The organism is Spirosoma sp. SC4-14, from assembly GCF_037201965.1.
In the GTDB taxonomy this organism is placed as follows: Bacteria; Bacteroidota; Bacteroidia; order Cytophagales; family Spirosomataceae; genus Spirosoma.
Window position 1 is genome coordinate 2,958,788 of record NZ_CP147518.1, and the last position, 22,545, is coordinate 2,981,332.

Annotated in this window: 17 protein-coding genes; 9 read left to right on the forward strand and 8 right to left on the reverse strand. The window is 50.1% G+C overall.

Annotated features, from left to right (window positions below):
* Positions 1–91 precede the first annotated feature (91 nt).
* The gene (locus WBJ53_RS11880) at positions 92–1,111 is read left to right on the forward strand and encodes a LacI family DNA-binding transcriptional regulator (protein WP_338876337.1); all 1,020 of its coding nucleotides are present in this window, start codon (positions 92–94) and stop codon (positions 1,109–1,111) included.
* A gap of 75 nt (positions 1,112–1,186) precedes the next feature.
* Here WBJ53_RS11880 and kbl read toward each other — a convergent pair whose 3' ends face one another.
* Positions 1,187–2,398 carry a glycine C-acetyltransferase gene (gene kbl / locus WBJ53_RS11885; RefSeq protein WP_338876338.1) on the reverse strand — a complete coding sequence of 404 codons (1,212 nt, stop codon included), beginning with the start codon at positions 2,396–2,398 and terminating at the stop codon, positions 1,187–1,189.
* Positions 2,399–2,403: 5 nt separating this feature from the next.
* A complete protein-coding gene (locus WBJ53_RS11890) occupies positions 2,404–3,366 on the reverse strand; it encodes an NAD-dependent epimerase/dehydratase family protein (protein WP_338876339.1) in 963 nt (320 codons plus the stop codon).
* Between the two features lie 270 nt (positions 3,367–3,636).
* Between WBJ53_RS11890 and WBJ53_RS11895 the strand changes: the two genes are divergently transcribed.
* Positions 3,637–4,101, forward strand: coding sequence for an Lrp/AsnC family transcriptional regulator (locus WBJ53_RS11895; protein ID WP_338876340.1), 465 nt, complete (start codon positions 3,637–3,639; stop codon positions 4,099–4,101).
* 117 nt (positions 4,102–4,218) lie between these two features.
* Here WBJ53_RS11895 and WBJ53_RS11900 read toward each other — a convergent pair whose 3' ends face one another.
* The 3 genes from WBJ53_RS11900 to WBJ53_RS11910 all read right to left on the reverse strand — a co-directional run bounded on the left by WBJ53_RS11900 (position 4,219) and on the right by WBJ53_RS11910 (position 6,489).
* On the reverse strand, positions 4,219–4,830 hold the full coding sequence (locus tag WBJ53_RS11900; protein WP_338876341.1) for a trimeric intracellular cation channel family protein: 612 nt from the start codon (positions 4,828–4,830) through the stop codon (positions 4,219–4,221).
* Positions 4,831–4,893: 63 nt separating this feature from the next.
* The gene (locus WBJ53_RS11905; protein ID WP_338876342.1) at positions 4,894–5,928 is read right to left on the reverse strand and encodes a LacI family DNA-binding transcriptional regulator; all 1,035 of its coding nucleotides are present in this window, start codon (positions 5,926–5,928) and stop codon (positions 4,894–4,896) included.
* A gap of 162 nt (positions 5,929–6,090) precedes the next feature.
* Entirely contained in the window at positions 6,091–6,489 is a 399-nt protein-coding gene (locus tag WBJ53_RS11910) for a hypothetical protein (RefSeq protein WP_338876343.1), read from the reverse strand.
* 460 nt (positions 6,490–6,949) lie between these two features.
* Here WBJ53_RS11910 and WBJ53_RS11915 point away from each other — a divergent pair, with 460 nt between their 5' ends.
* The 6 genes from WBJ53_RS11915 (at position 6,950) to WBJ53_RS11940 (ending at position 15,552) form a co-directional block, all read left to right on the forward strand.
* On the forward strand, positions 6,950–7,180 hold the full coding sequence (locus WBJ53_RS11915) for a hypothetical protein (RefSeq protein WP_338876344.1): 231 nt from the start codon (positions 6,950–6,952) through the stop codon (positions 7,178–7,180).
* A 103-nt stretch (positions 7,181–7,283) separates the two neighbouring features.
* Positions 7,284–10,706, forward strand: a complete 3,423-nt coding sequence (locus tag WBJ53_RS11920; protein WP_338876345.1) for a SusC/RagA family TonB-linked outer membrane protein — start codon at positions 7,284–7,286, stop codon at positions 10,704–10,706.
* Positions 10,707–10,729: 23 nt separating this feature from the next.
* Positions 10,730–12,424, forward strand: coding sequence for a SusD/RagB family nutrient-binding outer membrane lipoprotein (locus WBJ53_RS11925; protein ID WP_338876346.1), 1,695 nt, complete (start codon positions 10,730–10,732; stop codon positions 12,422–12,424).
* 386 nt (positions 12,425–12,810) lie between these two features.
* Positions 12,811–13,875, forward strand: a complete 1,065-nt coding sequence (locus WBJ53_RS11930; protein WP_338876347.1) for a purine nucleoside permease — start codon at positions 12,811–12,813, stop codon at positions 13,873–13,875.
* A 65-nt stretch (positions 13,876–13,940) separates the two neighbouring features.
* Positions 13,941–14,870 (forward strand): nucleoside hydrolase, encoded by a 930-nt coding sequence (locus WBJ53_RS11935; RefSeq protein ID WP_338876348.1) that lies wholly within the window; start codon positions 13,941–13,943, stop codon positions 14,868–14,870.
* A gap of 319 nt (positions 14,871–15,189) precedes the next feature.
* Positions 15,190–15,552 (forward strand): T9SS type A sorting domain-containing protein, encoded by a 363-nt coding sequence (locus tag WBJ53_RS11940; RefSeq protein WP_338876349.1) that lies wholly within the window; start codon positions 15,190–15,192, stop codon positions 15,550–15,552.
* 213 nt (positions 15,553–15,765) lie between these two features.
* On the opposite strand, the gene WBJ53_RS11945 is transcribed toward WBJ53_RS11940, so the two are convergent.
* Positions 15,766–18,654, reverse strand: coding sequence for a M14 family zinc carboxypeptidase (locus WBJ53_RS11945; RefSeq protein ID WP_338876350.1), 2,889 nt, complete (start codon positions 18,652–18,654; stop codon positions 15,766–15,768).
* Between the two features lie 404 nt (positions 18,655–19,058).
* Here WBJ53_RS11945 and WBJ53_RS11950 point away from each other — a divergent pair, with 404 nt between their 5' ends.
* Positions 19,059–19,934 carry a formylglycine-generating enzyme family protein gene (locus WBJ53_RS11950; RefSeq protein ID WP_338877185.1) on the forward strand — a complete coding sequence of 292 codons (876 nt, stop codon included), beginning with the start codon at positions 19,059–19,061 and terminating at the stop codon, positions 19,932–19,934.
* Positions 19,935–20,045: 111 nt separating this feature from the next.
* Here the strand turns inward: WBJ53_RS11950 and WBJ53_RS11955 are convergent, their stop codons facing one another.
* Both WBJ53_RS11955 and WBJ53_RS11960 read right to left on the reverse strand, forming a co-directional pair.
* Positions 20,046–22,169, reverse strand: a complete 2,124-nt coding sequence (locus WBJ53_RS11955; protein WP_338876351.1) for a prolyl oligopeptidase family serine peptidase — start codon at positions 22,167–22,169, stop codon at positions 20,046–20,048.
* Between the two features lie 160 nt (positions 22,170–22,329).
* On the reverse strand, positions 22,330–22,536 hold the full coding sequence (locus WBJ53_RS11960; RefSeq protein WP_338876352.1) for a hypothetical protein: 207 nt from the start codon (positions 22,534–22,536) through the stop codon (positions 22,330–22,332).
* Positions 22,537–22,545: the final 9 nt, after the last annotated feature.

Sequence of the window (22,545 nt, forward strand, 5' to 3'; positions counted from 1 at the left end):
TTTTCTGATGTGCAAACGTTTGTCTAAAACCGAAGAAATTTTCGATTTCGGGCGATAAATGGCTATTTTGTAAAAGCGATACTCAATACGGATGAAAGAAGCGATTACGATTAAGGAAATTGCCCGACAATTACGGATCTCACCCTCAACGGTTTCACGCGCTTTGCAGCACAGTCCGCGCATTAGCCTGAAAACGCGGGAAGCTGTTCATGCACTGGCAGGAGCGCTTAAATATTACCCGAGCACAACGGCCCGTAATCTGCGCCGGGGCAAAACAGGCGTTTTTGCGATGGTGTTGCCCGAAATCCGGGAAAATTTCTTTTCCGAAGTCGTAAATGGTGTTGAAGAACTGGCCTTCAATCATCAGTATACGGTTGCCTTGTATCAATCGCACGATAAATATGAGCGCGAACGCCAGATTCTGTCGATGCTGGCTTCCAATCAGGTCGATGGCATTATGCTATCGGTAGCTAAAGAGTCGCAGCAGTTTCAGCATATTCAGGATCTGATCGACCGAGGCACACCCGTTGTGTTGTTCGACCGAATTCCACCGAAAATAGAAACGCATCAGGTCGGCTGTAATATGGAAAAGGGAGCCTATGAAGCCACAAAATGGCTAGCGAGCCGGGGTTTCCAGCGTATTGCGCTCATCAATGGCCCGCACCCACTGGTAGCGAGCGAAGACCGGTACCGGGGTTATATTACGGCTCTGCTCGAAGAAAAGCTACCCGTCGAAAATGCGCTGGTAAAACGGGTCGATCTGACCACTGACGATACGATTCAGAAAATGAACCAGTTACTCGCGTCGGCTAACCGCCCTGATGCCGTACTGGCCTTCAACGACTATGTGGCGCTCGATGCCATGCAGGCGTGCCGAAAAAATGGACTTCGAATCAATAAAGACATTTCATTTGTGAGTTTCGCCAACCTGCCACTCACAGTTTATATGGATTACTCGCCATTGGCGTCGGTTGAGCAACATCCCTACCAGATTGGCATGAAAGCCGTCGAAATATTATTATCGGTTACCGAGCCTAAACTGGCTTGCCAAAAAGAAGGGTTCCAACACATTATGCTGGAACCCGAACTGGTTATTAGAGAGGAGGTATAAGTGTCAATTGGTGATTAGTCATTGGTCATTTGCCATTGGGAAGGATTATCTAATGACGCCGAAGGCAAATGACTACTATCCAATCACCGGTTGAGTGGGTGAAAGTACGCCCAGTTCCTGCCCAACTTTGGTGAACGCTGCTACTGCTTTTTCCAGATGCTCGGGTTCGTGACCGGCCGAGATCTGGACGCGAATCCGGGCTTTGCCGTTCGGAACAACCGGATAGAAGAAACCAATTACGTAGATGCCCTCTTCGAGCAGCCGGGCGGCAAACTGCTGAGCCAGTGGAGCCTCGTAGAGCATGATCGGGACAATTGGGTGCTCGCCGGGCAGAATGTCGAAGCCAGCGGCTGTCATGGCCTCACGGAAATAGCGGGTGTTGGCTTCCAGCTTATCGCGCAGCGCGGTTGAGCCTTGCAGAATGTCCAGCACTTTGAGCGATGCGCCAACGATAGCAGGCGCTAATGTGTTCGAAAACAGGTACGGGCGTGAGCGTTGCCGCAACAATTCGACAATCTCTTTTCGGGCTGCCGTAAAGCCACCCGAAGCGCCACCGAGCGCTTTGCCGTAGGTGCCGGTAATGATATCGATACGACCCAGCACGTTCCGGTATTCGGGGGTGCCGCGACCCGTTTTGCCCATAAAACCGCTGGCGTGGCATTCATCGACCATCACCATCGCACCATATTGATCGGCCAGATCGCAGATTTTGTCGAGTTGGGCAATGGTGCCATCCATCGAGAAAACGCCATCCGTAACTACCAGAACCCGACGTGCCGACGAAGCTGCCTGAAGCTGGGTTTCCAGATCGGCCATATCGTTGTGTTTATACCGAAACCGTTTTGCTTTGCTCAGCCGAATACCATCGATGATGGATGCATGATTCAGTTCGTCGGAAATAATTGCATCCTGTTCGCCGAGTAAGGGTTCGAACACACCACCGTTGGCATCGAAAGCGGCTGCATACAGAATACAGTCTTCGGCACCAACAAATTCGGCGGTCCGGCGTTCCAGTTCTTTATGAATATCCTGCGTGCCACAGATAAATCGCACCGACGACATCCCGAACCCGTGGGTATCCAGGGTATCATGAGCGGCCGCAACTACATCTGGGTGCGAGGACAGACCGAGGTAGTTATTGGCGCAAAAGTTCAGTACCTCGCGACCGCCGTGGATGGCAATCACCGACGACTGGGGTGATACAATAATGCGTTCGGACTTATACAGACCGGCTTCTTGGATGCTGTCCAGCTCCTGCTGAAGTTGTTCTTTGATCGTTCCGTACATAGTAGTTAAAGCGTTGAGACAAGCGGTTGGTAAATCGCCGTCAGGTTGGTAATCATTTCTTTTGTCATCCGGGGCAGGTCGAAGGCAGGTTTCCAGCCCCAGTCGTGCCGGGCTACCGAATCGTCGATAGATTTAGGCCAGGATTCGGCAATGGCTTGCCGAAAATCGGGTTTGTAATGGGTCACGAAGTTGGGGAAATATACCTGAATGGCAGCCGTCAGTTGGGCCGGTGTAAAGCTCATACCGGCCAGGTTATACGACGTGCGGATGCTGATTTGCGCTTCGGGAGCGTCCATCAGTTCGAGGGTTGCCCGTAAGGCGTCGTCCATATAAATCATGGGCAGCAGCGTATCATCGGCCAGAAAACAGTCGAAATCATGTCCCTGAACTGCTTCATGGAAAATAGACACGGCATAGTCGGTGGTGCCACCGCCCGGCATCGACTGGTAGCTGATAACGCCCGGATACCGGAGTGAGCGAACATCGAGCCCGTAGCGTTTGTGGTAATAGAGCGACCAGTTTTCGGTGGCTACTTTACTAATGCCATATACAGTTGCCGGATCGAGCAGGGCCGTTTGGGGCGTTTCGTACTTGGGCGCGTGCTCACCAAAAGCGGCTATGGAGCTTGGGATAAATACCTTCCGAACCTTATGCAGCCGGGCCACTTCCAGCACGTTCAGTACTGTTTGCATGTTCAGATTCCAGGCCCAGAGCGGATCACTTTCGCCTTTGGCCGACAAAACGGCCGCCAGGTGATAAATCTGCGTGATGCGATGACGTCGAACAACGTCGGTCAGGGCGTCGGGACGGGTGGCGTCGAGCAGTTCAAAAAGGCCCTGGTCAGATTGAGGCTGGCGCAGGTCGGTAGCTACAACGTGGTTGACGCCAAATTGCTGTTGTAGTTGAGGAAGCAGAGCGGTGCCAATCTGTCCGTTGGCGCCAATTACCAGAATCGTTTCGCGCTTCATAATACGTTGATTGAAACAGAGCCTGTCAGAAACCACAGATGACGCGTTGCGACGCTGATACGGCTTCAGACAAGCTCTGAATTGAAACAGGAAACACGTAAAATAGAGTTGTTGAAGTGTAATTGTTATTACGGTACAAAGTTAATTTTGCCGTTAATACGTAGTGCTATTTTAAATAAATCAGTGAATATTGTTGGTAATAACTCATTAGATGGATAAATTTTCTGAAGTAGACTAATTCAGGGTAGTATTTGTAGGAAAATTTTCGGTATGGAATCACTGGACGACGTTGACAAGAGATTATTACGGCTTTTGCAGAAGGATGCCAAGCTGACAACGAAGGAACTGGCTGCGCAACTTGGGTTAACACTCTCGCCCGTTTATGAGCGTATAAAACGGCTGGAAGGCCTTGGCTATATTAAACAATATGTGGCAGTTCTGGACAAAGGGTTATTGGGGCAACCGATCACTACGTTTTGCCAGGTGTCGATGCGTTACCACGACAAGGCGTTTATCGACAAGTTTGAAGAGGAAGTGCAAAAGCTGGAAGAGGTACAGGAATGCTACCATATGGCTGGCCAGGTCGATTTTCTGCTGAAAATCCATGTCGGTAGCCTGAGCGAATACCACGATTTTGTGAAATATAAACTCTCGCAGATCGAGAACATTGGCGTACTGAACAGTACGTTCGTTCTCAAAGAAATCAAGCATAATCTGGGCTATTTTATTCCCTGATGTGGCTTTGGCTGTTGGTCATTTGCCTTCGGTGTCATTAGTGATTGGTTGCGGGTAAGCAACTGTTTTTTTTCCACCAATGACAATTTACCAATGACCAATAACTAATGTCCAGCCTTAATCAATTCGGGGGAGAACCCAGCCGTTGCGGATGGCCATCAGGCGGACGAAGGTAATGGCTCCGGCCGAGAGCAGGAAGTTAAGGTTGGGTTCCAGATGGAGTGTGATGCCTGTCAGGTACAAGATAGCACCGATCAGGCAGGGCGTGGCGTAGAGCTGACGGTCGAAAATCAACGGCAGATCGTTCACCAGCGTGTCGCGGATAACACCGCCGAAGAGTGCCGAAATAATGCCCAGCAGCATGGCCGCCCAGTTGTTGACGCCCGCGTTGAGGGCTTTCTGCATCCCCAGGATGGTGTAGATGCCAATACCGATGGTATCGAAAAGCAGCAGAGGACGACGTAGAGCACCCAGCCACCATTTTCGACAAAGCACTGCAATCCCGACGCTGACAATGATAACGATCAGGTAATTAGGGTCGCGAATCCAGGCAATGGGATGAGCACCCATAATAATGTCGCGGAGGGTGCCGCCACCAATGGCGGTCAGAAAGCCGATAAAGAAGATACCGAAAAGGTCGTGGTACATTTTCTTGTTGAGCGCCGACAGTGCGCCCGAAATGGCAAAAACGCCTGTACCAACCAAATCGGTAAGATACCAGATGGTCATGAAATCATGTCGACTCCGAATTATTTAGAAGCCCGGCTACAAAGGTACGCGACTTTCAATTTGTTACCGAACCGACGACCGAAGCGAAGAGGCTCGTACAATGAGTTGCGTTTCCATGACTTTGGTTTCTTTGGCGACAGGCATATCGTCGGCGGCATCCAGTTGTTTGAGCAGTAGCCGAACAGTTTCGGAGCCCATTTCCTGAATCGGTTGACTAACGCTGCTCAGCGCTGGTGAGAAAAAAGCCGATACGGGTTCGTTGTTAAAACTGACAATAGCCACATCGTCGGGGATACGTAACCCTTTCTGGCTCATGGCATACATGGCCGGGTAAGCAACCCGGTCGCTGATCATCACAACACCGTCGGGGGGCTGGGGCAGACTCATCAAGGTGAGTGCCTGCATGATGGTGTTTTCCTGCGTATAGTCGCAATGGGCTACATATTGGTCGCCAACGCTGAGCCCGTGTTTGGCCAGAGCCTCCCGGTAGCCCGCAATGCGCTGATTGCTGAGCAACAGTTGCGGTGGCCCAGCCAGAAAACCAATCCGGCGACAACCGTTCTCGATCAGGTGTTCGGTTGCTTTGAACGCAGCGGCCTGATTGTCGACAATAACTTTCGAGGCATCGATGCTTTCGGCATAGCGGTCGAACAGCACAAGCGGAATATGCTTACGCGCCAGTCGTTCCACATGCTCATAGTTGTCGGTATCACGGGAGAGCGAAATAATAAACCCTTCCACCTGGCTTCGTATCAGATTCTGAATGTTGGTGATCTCGCGCAGATAGGATTCGTTGGTCTGACACACCAGCACACTATACCCAGCCTGCAACGCCGATTCCTCAATGCTGTTGAGCATGGCCGAGAAATAATAGTAGCTCAAATTGGGGACAATGACCCCGATGGTTTTGGTTCGGCTTTTGGCCAGATTTTTAGCTAATTGATTGGGCTGGTAATCCAGTTCTTCGGCCAGCCGCATCACGGCTTTACGCGTGTCGGGATGGATTTCTGGCATTCCCCGCAGCGCCCGCGAAACGGTCGAAATAGAGATATTTAACGACCGGGCGATATCCTTGATGGTGACGGGTGTATTTTTCATAAGACCACAAACTCACAGATGCATCGTTGAACGTAGTGAATACTACATTCGAGTGCATTCCGGTCTCCGACCGGCGTTAAACGAATTATATTTACCGGTCAGAAACCGGTTGACGCCCGAGTGTAGTGCATACTACGCTCAAGGACTAACTTAAACAGCCTTTTAGACATTACTTTCCGGATACGTTTTTTTGTGTTGAGCGACCAGAATGGCATATTGTTCGGGTGTCAGAATGGCTTTGTAGGCGTGCACTTTTTCGGTTTCGACAACTATAGCCAGTGCCCGTAATTTATTCTTATCAAGCCCTTTGGGTTTCATTTTCTTGACGCCCTCATTGTATTTAACCGTAGCGTCGGTAATGATTTGTTTGGCTTTGGGAAGCTGCTGATCGGTTAGTTTGAGCCGCTGCTTATCGGCTTTCAGAACCGATTTAACAATCATACCAACTGTTACGCCATTGCCAAGAAATACAAATTTTTCGTTTTCCACCGACGACGGTGTTTGGGCAAACGAGCTGGAAATAACAAGCAACAGAGCCACTACTGAGGTAACGATTTTCATAAACGTAGGTTTAGTGTTGGTCAATGACAAGGGACCATTGACACCTTTTTGCCGATACGGCTAAGATACGACACAAATGTTAGAACCCGGCCAGTTGTTGAGGCTATACACTCTGGACTGATCGCTCGCTATAGATCGAATGCGTTCGACAGGAACCCTCCGGGAAGGAAAGAAAATAGATTGTTCACCGATTTGTAGAACAGGCCGTATGGGCTTGTAGTCGTCTGTTTTACTGCCTGGTTAGCGACATTAAAATCCAATTAAAGAAAGTTCATAAGTCGAATGAAAATGGCTTAGCAAACGAAAAGACGGTTTTTTGTGACCGTGTCGGCTGTCTATAACTAGGAATAGTACTATTTTATTGGTAACAATAATTAAGCGAAATTTAATCATCCTGTCAGGTAGCCTTTTGCTCTAATCTGCTAGTAAATAATGCAGTTAGCGTCCAAACACTTATGTAATGTCAGGGCATTACGCTACTTACTTACTGGAGCAATTAATCCGAAACAAATTATCGATTGAAGAGCTGGGTGACTTTCTGGCTGGATTGGAAGACGAAGATAGCGCGCAGACCTACTCCGACATACTGGAGGCCTATTTTCAGGAACTGATCAAGCAGCAGAGGCAGGACCCGTCTTCCGATGATATCTCCGAAAAACCGCAACCCAATGCGAGTTCGGATAAGGGTTGATGCCCAACGGTTTTGAGCGGGCCAGGGGAATTGCCTGAGCGTTGGATGAATTACTACCCTGTTGTCAATCAACTAGTTGTACGAACCATCTTTGAGAAAAAGTATGAGTCTCTTTTCTACCTTCACCGGGATACTTAAGCACGCACTGGCAGTTGTTCTGCTGGTAGGCGGGTGCATGATCCCAACGCTGGCTCAATCGTCCAGGCAAACCCGAACGATAACGGGTACAGTTACTTTAGCTTCCGACGGGCAGCCTATTGCGGGAGCTAACGTACTCCTGAAAGGATCACAGACCGGAACCGTTACGGATAAGTCGGGACAGTATTCCATAACCGTCAGCAGCGATAAAGCGGTTCTGGTCTACTCATTCGTTGGGCATACGCCACACGAAGAAACCGTTGGAAACCGGAACGTTATTAATGTTACGCTGACTGAAAGCAACGAGGTGTTGCAGGAAGTAGTTGTAACGGCGCTGGGAATCAAGCGCGAAGAACGTTCGCTGGGTTATTCGGTCGGTACTGTGGCCGGAAAAGACATGACCCATGTGGTGCAGGAGAACGTTCTGAGCTCCATGGCGGGTAAAGTATCGGGTGTGCAAATCAGCCAGACGGGCGGAGCCGGTACGTCGGTCAGTATGGTGATTCGGGGGGCTAAGTCGCTTAGTACAGACAACCAGCCGCTGTTTGTCGTCGATGGAGTACCGGTAGCAAACTCCATGAGCAACGTATCGCAGGTGGCCGGTAATGGCAATACGGTCGATTATGGCAATGCCATTTCGGATATTAACCCCGAAGATGTAGAAAGCGTGTCGATCCTGAAAGGACCCAGTGCGGCTGCTCTATACGGAACGCGGGCCGGTAATGGTGTTGTGCTGATTACGACCAAGAGCGGATCGAAAAACAAAAAAATGACGGTGAACATCACCTCGAATACGGTTTTCGATAAGCCCTATAAATTTCTTCCTATGGAAACCAAATATGCCGTAGGAAACCTTCCCTATCAACCCAATGCCCAGGGGGTCATTGTCGACCAGTCGGGCACTCCATACACCATCGATGAATCGCAATCGCAATGGGCTGGTCCGGAACTGGATAAAGGCTATAAGGCCATTCAGTGGAACAGCCCAACGGATGCGAACGGCAACCGGGTTCCGTTGCCGTTAGTATCGCACCCCAACAACGTGAAGAACTTTGTTCAGACGGGCATTACGACAAACAATGGAATTTCAATTGCCAATAGCTCCGATAAGATCGATTACCGGTTGTCGTATGGCAATATGAATAGCCACGGGATTATCCCCAATTCCGATTTGTTTAAAAATTCCATTGCGGTTAACTCGGCCGTTAAGGCAAGTAATAAACTGAGAATCAGTACCTCGATTGATCTGTCGCAGCAAAAGTCGAACAATCGGCCTGCCAGCGGTAACGGAACCAACCCACTCGAAGCGGCTTATGATGTTGGCCCCAACAACGATATTCGGGATTTGCGGAATTACTGGGTGCCAGGTCAGGAAGGGCTTCAGCAGCTTTCGGTGTCGAAGGGTAATTACAACAACCCCTGGTTTATGGCCTATGAAGTGAAGAACGCCTTTGTTCGTAACCGGGTTTTCGGTAACCTGAAAGCCGATTGGCAGATCACACCCGAACTGAGCCTGATGGGTATGTATGCGATGGATATGTATAACGAAAAGCGGGAAACCAAAATCACGAACAGTTATACGAAAGAAATCCACGGTGGGGCCTACGGGATCAACGATATTAACCAGATGGAGCGCAACATCAGCTTTCTGGCTACCTATAAGAAAGAGATCAAGGCATTTAACATGACTTTCTCGCTGGGTGGTAACGATCGCTATTCGACCAATAATAACGTGTCGGCCGGGAGCAAATCCGGATCGGGACTTATTATTCCGAACCTGTTTACGCTGTCGAACGTGGCACCGACCAATCTGAACTATTCGAGCTATTATTTGCAGCGGGGTATCAAGAGCTTATACGCGCTGGCTAACATTGGCTATAAAGACAAAATCTATCTGGACATTACGGCCCGAAACGACTGGTCGAGTACGCTACCTAAAGGCAACAACAGTTACTTTTATCCGTCGGCATCGTTGAGTGTGCTGATGAACGAACTGATTCCGATGGGGCAGCAGGTGAGTTTGTTTAAACTAAGAGGAGGTGTTGCTCAGGTTGGTAACGATGCCGCTCCCTATAGCCTCTACAACACCCTGACCAATGCCGGTGCCTGGGGTGGAAATCTCATCCGGCTGGCTAAATCGAACCAGATTCTGCTGCCAACGCTGAAGCCCGAAATCTCGACCTCCTATGAAGGCGGTGTCGATCTGAATATGTTCCAGAACAAACTGCGGTTTACGGGTACGTACTACATGCAGGAGAATAAAAACCAGATTTTGCCCAGCACCATCGACGGCGCTTCCGGGTTTTCTACCAAAAATATCAATGCTGGTCTGCTGGTTTCAAGAGGGATTGAACTTTCGCTTGGTGGAACGCCAATCGACAAAAACGGACTTCGCTGGGACATTACCTTTAATTTCTCACGCAACCGGACCATTATTAAGGAGTTGGCGCCGGGTATCGATAAATTCACGTTCTGGACCGCCGGTAAGGGCGGAGCCTGGACCTATGTAGGTGAAACCGTGGGCGATATGTACGACGCACAACTCGTGACCGTTACCGACAAGTCGTCGCCCTACTATGGCTATCCAATTCTGACCTCGGATGGGCAGTGGAATTCTGTAGGAGCCACCAGCGCCCGAAACAAAATCGGGAACTACAATCCGAAATTTATGCTCGGTACGCAAACAACAATCTCCTATAAAGGATTTTCGCTGAACATGAATTTCGACTGGCGGGCCGGTGGGAGCTTCCTGTCGCAAACCTATCGATACTACGAGTCGGACTTTCACTCCAAGCGCTATGTGGAGAGCATCATCAATCCGGGCGGACGCACGGGCGATGAACTGGCAAGCTGGCTGAAAGCCAATGCCGATCAGTATATTATTCCGCATGGCAATTCGTTCCCGCAGGTGGGTGGCCCAACGGCGGCTTCGGGTGGATTTAGCTGGGCGGGCGACAATGGAACCAGCAACGGTAATTTCGTTCCGGGGGTGATGGCTCAGTACGATGCGAGCGGAAACATCACTGGCTATACCGAAAATCTGGGTGGTCCCAACACCGTATTCTTCGGCTACAACGATGGCTATGCATGGTCGTTTAATAAAGCCGCCCTCTTCGACGCATCATTCGTGAAACTCCGCGAAATCTCGCTGTCGTACGATATTCCCCGCTCGTTCCTGAAAGGATTAAAGGTGCAGAACGCATCGGTGGGCGTCTATAGCCGGAACATTATTCTATGGACAGCGGCCAAAATCAATATCGATCCCGAAATGGCCTTCCAGCCAACAACTACCCCTGGCACAACAGGTACGTTTATGCAGGGCGTTGAACGATACAATGTCACACCATGGGTTATTCCAATGGGCTTTAAACTAAACGTGACATTCTAAAAACCTTTAAAGGATAACGAATCATGAAAACCAGGATTGGTAAATACACAGCCTCCTTTATGCTGTTATTGACTCTGTTCTTTTCCTCCTGTAAGGATATAACGGAGTTAAATGTCAACTCTAACGGGGTTGTACCACAAAACGTTAACCCCGACCTTATTTTGCCAACGGTGCTTACCGAAGCGGCTAAATCCTATCTGAACCTCGGGTTTGGCGATGTTTCGGGGATTGTGCAACACACGCAGGGCGATGCGTTTAACTCGGGTCGTGATTATTATGACTGGGGGCAGAGTAATTCGTGGACCTCGTCGGGTTCATCATCGGGTGATTTCTACGGGATTCAACGCAACAACAAACTGCTCTACGACCGGTCGGTGGCGCTTGGGTATGAATTTCACCAGGCGATTTCGTTGATTATGAAGTCGATGATTTTTGGCCTGGTTGCCGATTTATGGGGCGATGCTCCTTATACCTGGGCAAACCGGGGCGAAGAAGGAACAGTAGCAGCCATTTCGCCAGCCTACGATAGTCAGGAAAGTATCTATACGGCTATTATGGCTGATCTGGAAACGGCAAACACGTTGTTGTCGAAAAATAAAAATTCGCTGGAAACGGTGTCCAGCACTGTTGATGTGTATTATGGTGGCGATCCGGCCAAATGGCGCAAATTTGCCAACACGCTGCTGCTGCGCTATTACATGCGGCTATCGTCGAAAAAGCCTGATGTGGCCAAAGCCGGTATCGAAAAAATTGTAAGCAACCCCGATACCTATCCGCTGATTACGGATCAGGCCGATGATGCTACGATGAGCTATCCGGGCGTAACGTCGGGTGTCGATGACTGGCCAACCAATACTTATTTCGATGCGAGTGGTCAGAACTACCGTCGGGTAAAACCCTGTCAGACGCTGGTAGGGGCATTGCAAAGCCTGAACGACCCCCGGCTGGCAGTATGGGCCAAGAAAGTAGAGATCCCAATTGTGATTGACCCAACCTTGCCGCCAACCACCGATCAGGTCGTTAACGGGGTTCGGTATTTTGGGACAGCCGCACCGGCTCTGCTGCAAACGCAGCAAATTGCGCCGGTCAATACCAACCCGAATTACGTAGGACTTCCGGCGGGTATTCAGTCGCCATCGACCTATAATGCCAACCCTATTGTGGGGCAGGCATCCTATAACCCGCACGTGTCGTATCTGAACGAGATGTATATGCAGCCTTCTACCAGTAAAGCGCCGTTGCTGAAAGCGCGGCTGGCATCGGCGGCCGAAGTTAATTTTATTCTGGCCGAAGCGGCACTGAAAGGCTGGGCGGCTGGCGATGCCAAAACCAATTATTATGCAGGCATTAAAGCATCACTTACAACCTGGGGTGTAAGCAGTCAGTACGATACCTACATTGCAAATAAAGGAGTTGTGTTCGATGGAACCGTTAAGCAGGTGATCACTCAAAAATGGATTGCTGGCTGGACTGCCGCCACCGAAGCCTGGTTCGATTGGCGTCGGACGGGTTTCCCCGAATTAAAAGCGGGTCCCTATGCCAAACGGTCGGTGTTGCCGGTGCGGTTCTATTATTCCATTGAAGAGCAGCGGTATAATACCGATAACGCCAATAAGGCAATTGCCAACCTGGTTATATCGCAGTATTCGCAGTCTGATGATAAAAATAGTGCCTGGTCGAAAATGTGGTTGCTTGATGGAACAAGTACTCCGTGGTAGTATCTGAAGAAGTGCTGAGAAGCTAGACAAAACCACTGTATAGACGTACTGAGGTCGGGTCGTTTGGGCTGGTGAACAACCAGTTCGAACGACCCGATTTGCATTAATCTGTCAATTAGTCATTTGTAGCGTTTTCTTCTAAAACCGTAAGAATACGTTTGACTAAAATTAGAACACGGATGACACCGATTGAACGGATTTTCACAGATAAAAAAACTATAATCGGTGTTCTCCAACTTTTTATAAAAAGCTGTGTAGTTATTTGTTATTGGTCATTTGACCAAAAGCAGGTTTTCGAATGACTAATGACCAATTGCCGATCTGTGCGTATCTTCCGGGCGCTTTATGGGTAGCTGTAGCGCCTGATATGCATTAATTTCCTCATTATGAATCGATTTTTACAGTGTCTGTTCTTGCTGGTGAGCATTCATGGCTATAGCCAGCGTGTACCTGCTTCGCCTATTCCTGTTCGGGTTGTTGTCGTAACCATGTTTGAAATTGGCAACGACACAGGCGACCGACCCGGTGAATTTCAGTACTGGGTCGAACGGCTCCCACTGACGCAAATAATTTCGTTTCCGCAGGGATACCGGAATCTTCGCTATAACCCCGAAAAGCAGATACTGGGAATTTGTACCGGCATGGGAACCGCCCGGTCGGCCGCTTCGATTATGGCCCTGGGGATGGACCCTCGTTTTGACCTGTCTCATGCCTACTGGCTCGTGGCGGGTATTGCCGGTATCGATCCGCAGGATGGCAGTGCAGGGTCGGCGGCCTGGGCCGAATGGCTGGTCGATGGGGATCTGGCGCACGAAATCGATCCGCGCGAAATGCCGAAAGACTGGTCGACGGGCTATCTGCCACTGCGTCGGGCAAAACCTTATGAGCAACCTGTTCAGGACAATGACTTTACGGTGGCTATGCACCTGAACCCCGATCTTGTAAACTGGGCATATCGCTTAACCAAAGATCAGAAACTGGCCGATTCCGATATGCTTCAGAAGATGCGTTCGGCCTATCGGGATTATCCTGAAGCACAAAAACCGCCCCGGGTGATGATGGGCGATCACATTGCCGCCATGACCTTCTGGCACGGTAAATACCTGAACGACTGGGCAAACGACTGGGTTAGCTACTGGACGCAGGGCAAGGGCAACTTTGTGACATCGGCTATGGAAGACACCGGAACGGGGCAGTCGCTGCAATGGCTTGCCAATGCGAAAAAGGTTGATTTTAATCGATACATGGTGCTGCGTACGGCCAGTAACTATACCATGCAACCGTCTGGTCTGACAGCCGCGGAGAATCTGACAAATGGCGGCAAAGAAGTGGGTGAGCGCTATACCGCCTATATCCCGGCGCTCGAAGCGGCCTATAGTGTAGGAAATGTAGTCGTTGAAAAACTGATTTCGAACTGGGCGCTTTACAAAAACACCATTCCCGGAAAATAGAAGTCTACTCAAACAAGGTTCCAACGGTAAACCGTAAATCGAATACCGTACACCAAACATTGCGTATGCCTAAACAGATTTTGATGGATCATGACGGAGCAATAGACGATTTATTGTCGCAGTTGCTCGTTCTGACAATGTCCGATGCCGAATTGATTGGGGTTACCGTAACGCCTGCCGACTGCTATATCGAACCTGCCCTCGAATCGGCCTATAAGCTATTGCAATTGATGGGTAACGAGTCTGTTCCTTTGGGACGGGGCGATTATTATGGCATCAATGCATTCCCGAGCGAGTGGCGTGCCCGACCCGAAATTATCAATGCGCTGCCAATGCTCATCAACCTGCCGAAATCACCTGATCCGTATGGGTATCTATCGGCCCCCGACCTGATTATCGACCGGCTGTCGTCGGCACCGGGCAAGGTGACGGTGCTGATGACGGGACCATGTTCCAATCTGGTGCTGGCCATGGAAAAAGCACCGGAACTGACAGCGAAAATCGAAGAGGTTGTCTGGATGGCGGGCGCGTTTCGGGTGAGTGGTAATGTGCAGACGTTTCAGCACGATGGCAGCGCCGAATGGAATGTGTTCTGGGACCCGATCAGTTCGCAAAAGCTGATGGAATATGAACTACCACTGACACTTATTCCGCTGGATGTGACAAACCATGTACCTGTTACGAAACCGTTTCTGTCGGCGCTGGCGTCGCAGATCGACTACCCCTTGTCGAACCTGACGGGGCAGTTCTGGGCGTTAACCCTCGATACGATACCGGGCTATTATTACACCTATTTCATGTGGGACATTCTGGCCACAAGTTATTTGGCTATTCCTGATCAGTTCAAAACCGAGATGGTAAAAGCACGCGTGAGCACGCGCCCGCCCAATGCCGGGCAAACCTATCTGGACGATACGGGCTATACACTGAAAATGGCTACTGATGTGAACGTTGCGGTTTTTTACGACTATATCCTGACGCAGTTCAGGCAGTAGAGCGTTTAGTTTGCTCTCAGATCTGTAAAAGGTCATTTTACAATTCAAATTAAGCCCACGCTACAATCGCGGACGAGCGTGGGTGATTATGGAGCGTATTCAAAGGTCTATCCTGAAATAGTATAATTCGGTTATGATAGCTTAGTGCTGTTTGATTCGTCCGGCTAAAGCCTGCGTTTGTCAGGCTTTTCGTGGCACTCGTCGCTTTTTATTTTCTATCCCCACATCCAGGTGGCAACTTTGTTTCATCAAATCGCTGACAGACAAAGGAAAAGGCGATTTAAAAGGAATCAAACAAACAACTAATACAAATCAAGCCATGAAAAAAGTACTTTTTTTGATGCTGGGTCTGGTAGCCGGAACCGCTTCGTTTGCAACCTCTACTCCTGAGAAAAATACAGTTTCTCAAAACCGTGTGGTTATGACAGCCGATCATAAAATCAAGCTATTTGTTCAGCCGACACAGTCGAAAGGCGAACTGGCCATTGTGGATACGAAAGGACAAAAACTGTTCAACGAAACAGTTGCTCTACAGAAAGGGTTACATCAACAGTTTGATTTTTCGGGCTTAAGCACCGGTACTTACCAACTGAAATTGACCACCGGCAATCAGACAATCACCAAGACGTTTGTGGTCCAGGCTGACCCAAACGCGAGTTTTATCATGCAGGAAGCCGAATAAAGGGGGCAGAGAAACAGCCAGGACTGTTTCAGACAAATACCGATGAGCCATTCACAAAATAAACGGGCGCTGTTTTTAGGAAACAGCGCCCGTTTATTTTGTGAGTGCCGCAGGTCCCTAAGCTCGTTCGCGATTGTAGCGCGGATGCATGAGAGGCTAACAGACCTAAAAGGTTTTCAAAACCTTTTAGGTCTAATGCGACAACCAAAAAACTCAATTCGCACCACTTGCTTTCGCGCCCTGCGTTGCTTTCGCTTCGGCAGTTGCGGCAACGGAGGCTGGCGTGTCGAGGTGGTTCCAGTTGATGAGTACGTTCCAGAGCAGGGGCGCGTCATGGTGGTTCAGATAGCGGTGTAGTGGATCGAAGGTAAACGCAACGACCCGCCCCGAACCAACCGGAACATTGAAAACGGCTCCGTGTCCAATGATCGTTTGCTCATTACGAACCATCCCCGATAACACATAAGGGTCTTCTTTTTTGGGAGAGGCTGCCTTGGGAGCTTCCTTCACTGGTTTTTTTTCGGGCATTCCCATGATGGCTCCCTTATATTCCTCTTCATCTTTGAGCGGTTTGGTTCCATACTGCATCACCATCATATCGCGGTTGGCTTTTTTGGTTTGCAGTAGTGGGGCAATGCCTCGGAAAATGGGGAAGGTTTCTGGAAAACCGTACATGATGGGGCTATTAGAATTACGATTTTTCGCCGTCACAATAGAACCCGGATGGAAAAGGGTAGGCGCATTGGCCTGAGCCAGATCGCGGGTAATGCCGGCTTCGGCTACCATCAGCGATGAGTTGTCGAGTGTAACGAGTACACCACCCGATTCAACAAATTTTTTCAGTTGTTCGATTCCGTCAAAGCCAGGGCCACCAGTAATGTCGGTTGTCGCATCGGGAAAGCCGTGCGATGGAAATTCCGCCGTTTTGGTATAGGGTAGTGGCCCAAAACGCGAATCGATTTCGTGGATGAAATTCGTGACATCGCCACGCATACGAGGAATCAGAATCACATCGAATTTTTTTCGTAGCTCACCCGCTTTCAGGTGGTCTTTGTTGATCGACGTATAGGGAATGCCGCGCTGCTCGAAGGTGTAGCGTGCCCAGCCTTCGTCCTGCGTGTTATACCAACTGTGGTAGATGGCCACGCGGGGCAGGCTGATTTCGTGCTGGCTTGTTGACGTACTGATAGCGTCTTTTGTTCCCTGCAAATCAAGTCCAAATTGTGAGGCCAGTTTCTTCGACTGATCGGCTGTGATTCCTTTGAAGACAACGGTACCAACTGCCAGTGTGTCTTTAATACCGCTGATGGTCGTTTTGCTATCCAGCACCGCCACCTTCGCCTGCTTATTCTGGCCTTTCAGCCAGATCATAGCGGGCAATACGTTGGTCTGTGCCTTGTAGTTCAGCACGTAGCTTGTGCCCTCGCCATCGATGGTTCCGGTATAGTTCACATCGTCGCTGATCAGCTTCAGATCACCCGCAGCATATTTTACGCTGTCTTCCGCTTTTACGTCTACACCGTATAAATAGCCGAGTGTCCAGGCAATGTCGTCGTAGGGCGGAAATTTGGCTTCTTTCGGATAGTTCTGTTTGGTCAGCAGCGAAACGGCGAGGTTGCGGTATGGCTGATTCAGCAACACCACATAATCGCCCTGATTCTTACCCGATTCGGCTTTATGAACCTCAATGGCCTGAGCCCGAAGCTGATTGACGAGGTAGGCGGCCATAGCCGGGTCGCGCTGATTTTTCGGGATCACAAAGGCGCGGGGTGTTTCTTCGGTTCCTTTTCGGATATTGTTCAGCCCTTTCTGATAAAAGTTTTTCAGCAACATCCGGCTGTTGGTAGCACCATACGACAGCGAGGCCAGCACACCGGCCTGCATATAGTTAATGCCGTTTCGGTACGACCAGTACACTTTTTCTGTAGCCGGATCGGGCCGATACCATTCTTTCGACGTAACATCGTCGCCCGCGTATTTCTGGTTCGCCAGGTCGCGCAGGTAAGTGTTGGCGCCCGCATTGCCGAAAGTTTCGTAGAAGCGGCCGGTTGCATTGTGGTTGTTCGAAATCCAGAGCGCATACCCCGGATACCAGCCATCGTAGAAGGCCCAGGTAAATACACCCGGAATGCCCTGTGCGGCCAGCGACGTAATGTCGTGGTTGGCCATAATCTGCCATTCGCCAATGGTAATCGGGTCAATGGTTTCGTTGTATGGCCCCGTTCCGGTCGAGATATACAGCAGCGGTACCGATTCATGCAGATCGAGACTAACCGTAGGGTGCCAGTCGTAGAAGATTTTGTAAAGCGCTTTGGTCAGCGCCTGCGATACCTGCAAGCCATCGCGGTTGTTGTCGTGATAGGCATATTTGCCCCAGTACGGTGGCGATTTCGGGAAGCCGTCGTCGTATTCTTTCCGGCTTTTGGTATAGCGATTATACCAGTCGACCTGTTTGTCCCAGCCGTCGGGTTCCGAAACGGGGTTGATCAGTACGATGATATTGTCGCGGATAGTCTTGATTTCGGGCGATTGGCTGGTGACCAGTCGGTAGGCCAGTTCCATCAGCATTTCCGGCGATCCCATCTCGGGCGAATGCAGACCCCCGTTGAGGTAATAAACCAGTTTAGTGTCGCCCAGAACTTTTTCCAGCTCCTGATTGGCCATTTTGCGGGGGTCGGCCAGCAGTGCCAACTGTTTTTTGTAATGGTCGAGCCGTTTCATGGCATCGTCACTGCCAATGGCAACCAGATTGATTGGGCGACCTTCTTCGCTGGTACTCACCTGCTGCATGGTGATGTTGGGCGAAGTCTGCGTCAGTTTCTGGTAATAGCCATAAATTTCGGGAGTACGATGAATGATACCGGGTGTGCCAATGATCTGGCCAAAATGTTTGAGGGGAGACGGGATTGTTGGATCGTCGGGGAGGTTCAGCACCGAAGCAGGTAGAAACCGTTTGTCGGTTGTGTATTCTTTAATTTTCTGGTCGTACACTTCCGATGTGGGCGATTGCTGAGCCTGAGCCGAAACACCGATCAGCGTAAGCCCAACCGCAACCAAAGAGTGTACCTGCCTGACTAACTGGCTTTTGGTAGAGAAGGCCATACTCGATACAGGTTAAGAATTGATTGATGAAATTTTGTTAAATATAATTACTGTATCGACTTCGGACAGAATTTAATTTTAGTATATTTCTTATTTGCCAAATAATAAAAACGAAATAACTGGAAAGTGCTAAATAAGACTGCTTTGTGGTGGTTATGGTAGTGGGTATCATGAGTAGAATGGTGGTTTTTGGGCAATGGTTTTGGTAACTTTGTCATTGCCTGCTTTTTACCTATATGCCCGTTAATCTAATCCTAAAGCCAATCGTAAGTCTGGCGCTTGCCTATGCTGTACTTGCCTGTAACTCATCCAATCAAAAAGCCGCATCGCAGGAAAACGAGCCTGATATAACTACGGAAACAGAGCAAGTGTCTGTTCATAAACCCGGTGAAAAAAAAGATGGGATGGTCTGGATTCCGGGAGGAACATTTGACATGGGTAGCGACGAGTTTGTCGATTCGAGGCCTGTTCATCCTGTGTCCGTGAAAGGGTTCTGGATGGATGAGCATGAAGTTACCAATGCGCAGTTTGCCGAATTTGTGAAGGCTACGGGCTATAAAACCGTTGCCGAGCGTCCGCTGAATCCAGCCGATTATCCGAATGTGCCCGCCGATCAACTGGTGCCAGGATCGGCAGTGTTTACGCCCACCTCAACGGAGGTATCACTCGAAAACCCATTGCAATGGTGGAAATACGTTCCGGGTGCAAGCTGGCAGCATCCCGATGGCCCATCAAGTAGTCTTAAAGGACATGAAAACGAGCCCGTTGTCCATGTTAGCTACGACGATGCGCTTGCCTATGCGAAATGGGCGGGCAAACGACTACCAACCGAAGCGGAGTGGGAGTTTGCGGCTCGCGGGGGGGGCAACAATCAGACCTACTATTGGGGCAATGATCTGAAACCCAAAGGGAAATGGGTTGCAAATATTCATCAGGGGCATTTTCCTGACAAAAATACGCAGGAAGATGGTTATGCCGGGGCCGCGCCAGTGATGTCGTTTCCGGCTAATTCGTTCGGCCTATACGATATGGAAGGGAATGTTTGGGAATGGTGTCAGGATTTTTACCGGCCCGATTATTATGTCAATTCGCCAAAAAACAACCCTAAGGGCCCCGAAGATAGTTATGACCCCGATGAACCAGGCGCGGTTAAACGAGTGCAGCGGGGCGGATCGTTTCTGTGCAGCGATCAGTATTGTATTCGCTATAAAGCCGGGAGCCGGGGCAAAGGCGAAGTTAGCAGCGGCAGCAACAACCTGGGCTTTCGCTGTGTGAAATAGGGCGGGGTTGCTTCGCGCGGGGGTGGCGGGGATTGTAGCTGAATAACCCATCCCTGCAATTCCCCGCCACCCCCGCGCGAAGCAACCCCGCTCTCCCCGCAATTGCCCGCTTTACTGCCTCGGCTTCATGAGCTTGCGGGTGAAGAAATCGGCGGTGGCATTTCCCATTTTCAGCGCATTCGTGTGTTTCATCCAGTGGTGGGTGTCGTCGGGAATAACGAGGGTTTCCATCGGTACTCCCTGGGCATCCAGCCGACGAACCAGATCCGTACTTTGGCTAAATCGGACATTGCGGTCGTCGTCGCCATGAATGATCAGAACAGGCGAGGTCCAGGTGCTAACCGACGAGATGGGCGACGATTCGTAGACAACTTTGGCGGCTTGTTCGGCATCCGGGATTTTTTCGACCCGGTCCGATGGACCAATGCCGTACCGTTGCTGACTCCAGTCGTGGACACCATGAATATCGACGCCAGCTGCAAAGAGTTTTGAGTCGCGGGCCAGAGCCAGTGCGGTTAGGTAGCCACCATACGAACCCCCATAAATACCAATTTTAGCCGCATCGACCTGGGGTTGTTCTGTGAGCCATACTGCTGCCGCCCGAACATCCTGATATTCTGATGCGCCGGTTGCGCCACCGTTGGCTGGTTGATGAAAATCGTAACCATAGCCAATACCCAGCCGATAGTTTACCGACAGCACCACAAAACCCTGGCTGGCCAGGTATTGGTTTAGGGCATAGGCATTAGCATAATAGTCAGAATAATTCCACCCCAGCAGCATCTGCCGTGGAGGCCCTCCATGTACGTAGATGAGAGCGGGCTTTTTGGCCGCTCCTGCTGTTGGTTCAAAGAGCTGCCCGTGAACCGTCATGCCGTCTGGCGATTTAAACGTAACCTGCTTAGGTGTTATGAGCTGATTTTGTGGGAAATTGCCCGGAATCAGATTCTGCCCGAGTACTTTAGGTGTTCCTTTCGAAAAAGCCATGACCGTTGGCAATGGAGGCCGTTGGGCGGTGGCACTGATCATGGCTACTGCTGAGCCGTCGCCCGTTACGACCGGCATCCATTCCAGTCCGTTGCCGGGAGTGAGTACTTCCATTGCTGCTTTATCGACTGGTACGCGGACAACATGGCGCCGGTCGATGTCGAGCTTATCCGGACCCGTATTGCCGCTGAATACAAGCCATTTGCGGTCGTGACTTAAGGTAATATGTTCGGCCATAAACGGAGCCGAAGTCAGTAACAAAGGAGAACCACCCGTTGCCGGAACAGAATACAGATGTGGCCAGCCATCCTGATACGACAGATAAACGATCCGGTCGTTAGCCGCCCAGTGCAGGTTGAAACCGCCGTGGGTTGTAGGTACTGAGCCTGCCAGGGTCTTTGGCGCTTTCCAGAGCTGCGTAGCGCTGCCCGAGGTGGCGTCTGCTGTCCAGATCGACCATGGCTGGTGTTTTCGAGCTAGTACAGAGTCGGGCGCACCACCCGCACCTTGTGTGCGGGCAAAAACGATTTTTTTTCCATCGGGCGACCATTTTGGCGATCGATCGCGTGAGAACGAAGGGGCAATCCAGGTAATTGGGGTTGTCTCATTGGTAAAAACGCCCACAAACGCATGATCTTTACGGTCGCAGACAAAGGCCAGTTTCGAGCCGTCGGGCGACCATTCGATTGAGCCGTTGGTGCCACGTGCATTGAAGAGTGCTTTTGCGGCCGATGAACCGTTAATAGGAACTGCCCAGATTTGGCCACCTTTGATAAAGGCAACTCTGTCGCTTTTGGGGGAGATAACAGGTTCGTCGCCATCGGCAAGCAGTTTGGGCTCACCACCGGCAAACGGAATGCCCCAGATCTGCACCTTGGGCGGTATGGGAGAAGCCGTCGTATTGACCGGAACGTCATCGTCCCAGTTGGAACCATGATCGCCACCGCGTACGTAAACAACCCATTGTCCATCATCGGAAATCGACAGACTGGTTAGTTCCTGACCTGTATCGTCGTTGTAGCTGGTGAGTTTGCGAGGGGTGAAATCGGGGCCCTGTGCTACATACACATTCCGTTTTCCCTGCTCGTTGAACGCCCAGGCAATGCGTGAGCCCTGCGCCGAACTGGTTAGTTCTGTTGGGAAGGGATAGCCTTTAACCGCTTCGAAAGTAAATGCCTGAGCAAACGTTCGGTTGCTGCTAAAGCAAAGAACAACTGCTAGCAGAGGAAGGAGGAAATGCTTTTTCATAGAGGGTTGTACGAAGAATTGTCTGTTGAGAATGAAGAGCTTCGTTAGTATCTATAAAGAAGCTATTTTATTTCAAATTATCCTCTGCTAGTTAATTAAAATTCTACTTGTCGATGATAAATTGCTATAATGTTAGTGTGTAAAGAGTATATTGTTATTTTTAACTATTCGTCTCGACAACACTGAAGCCTAATTCATCCAGGCACATCAGTAAATCCATGAGTTTGCCGGTTGTTAAATTGGTAGCGGCCAGTTGCCAGTGAATTCCTGATGTAGGTTGTACAGGCAAATGCTGAGAGATGCCACTGGTTTGTAACTCGAAGCGAGTTGTTTCGTTAGTCTGATCGATTCGTAATTGAGCTAACATCCTGATTCA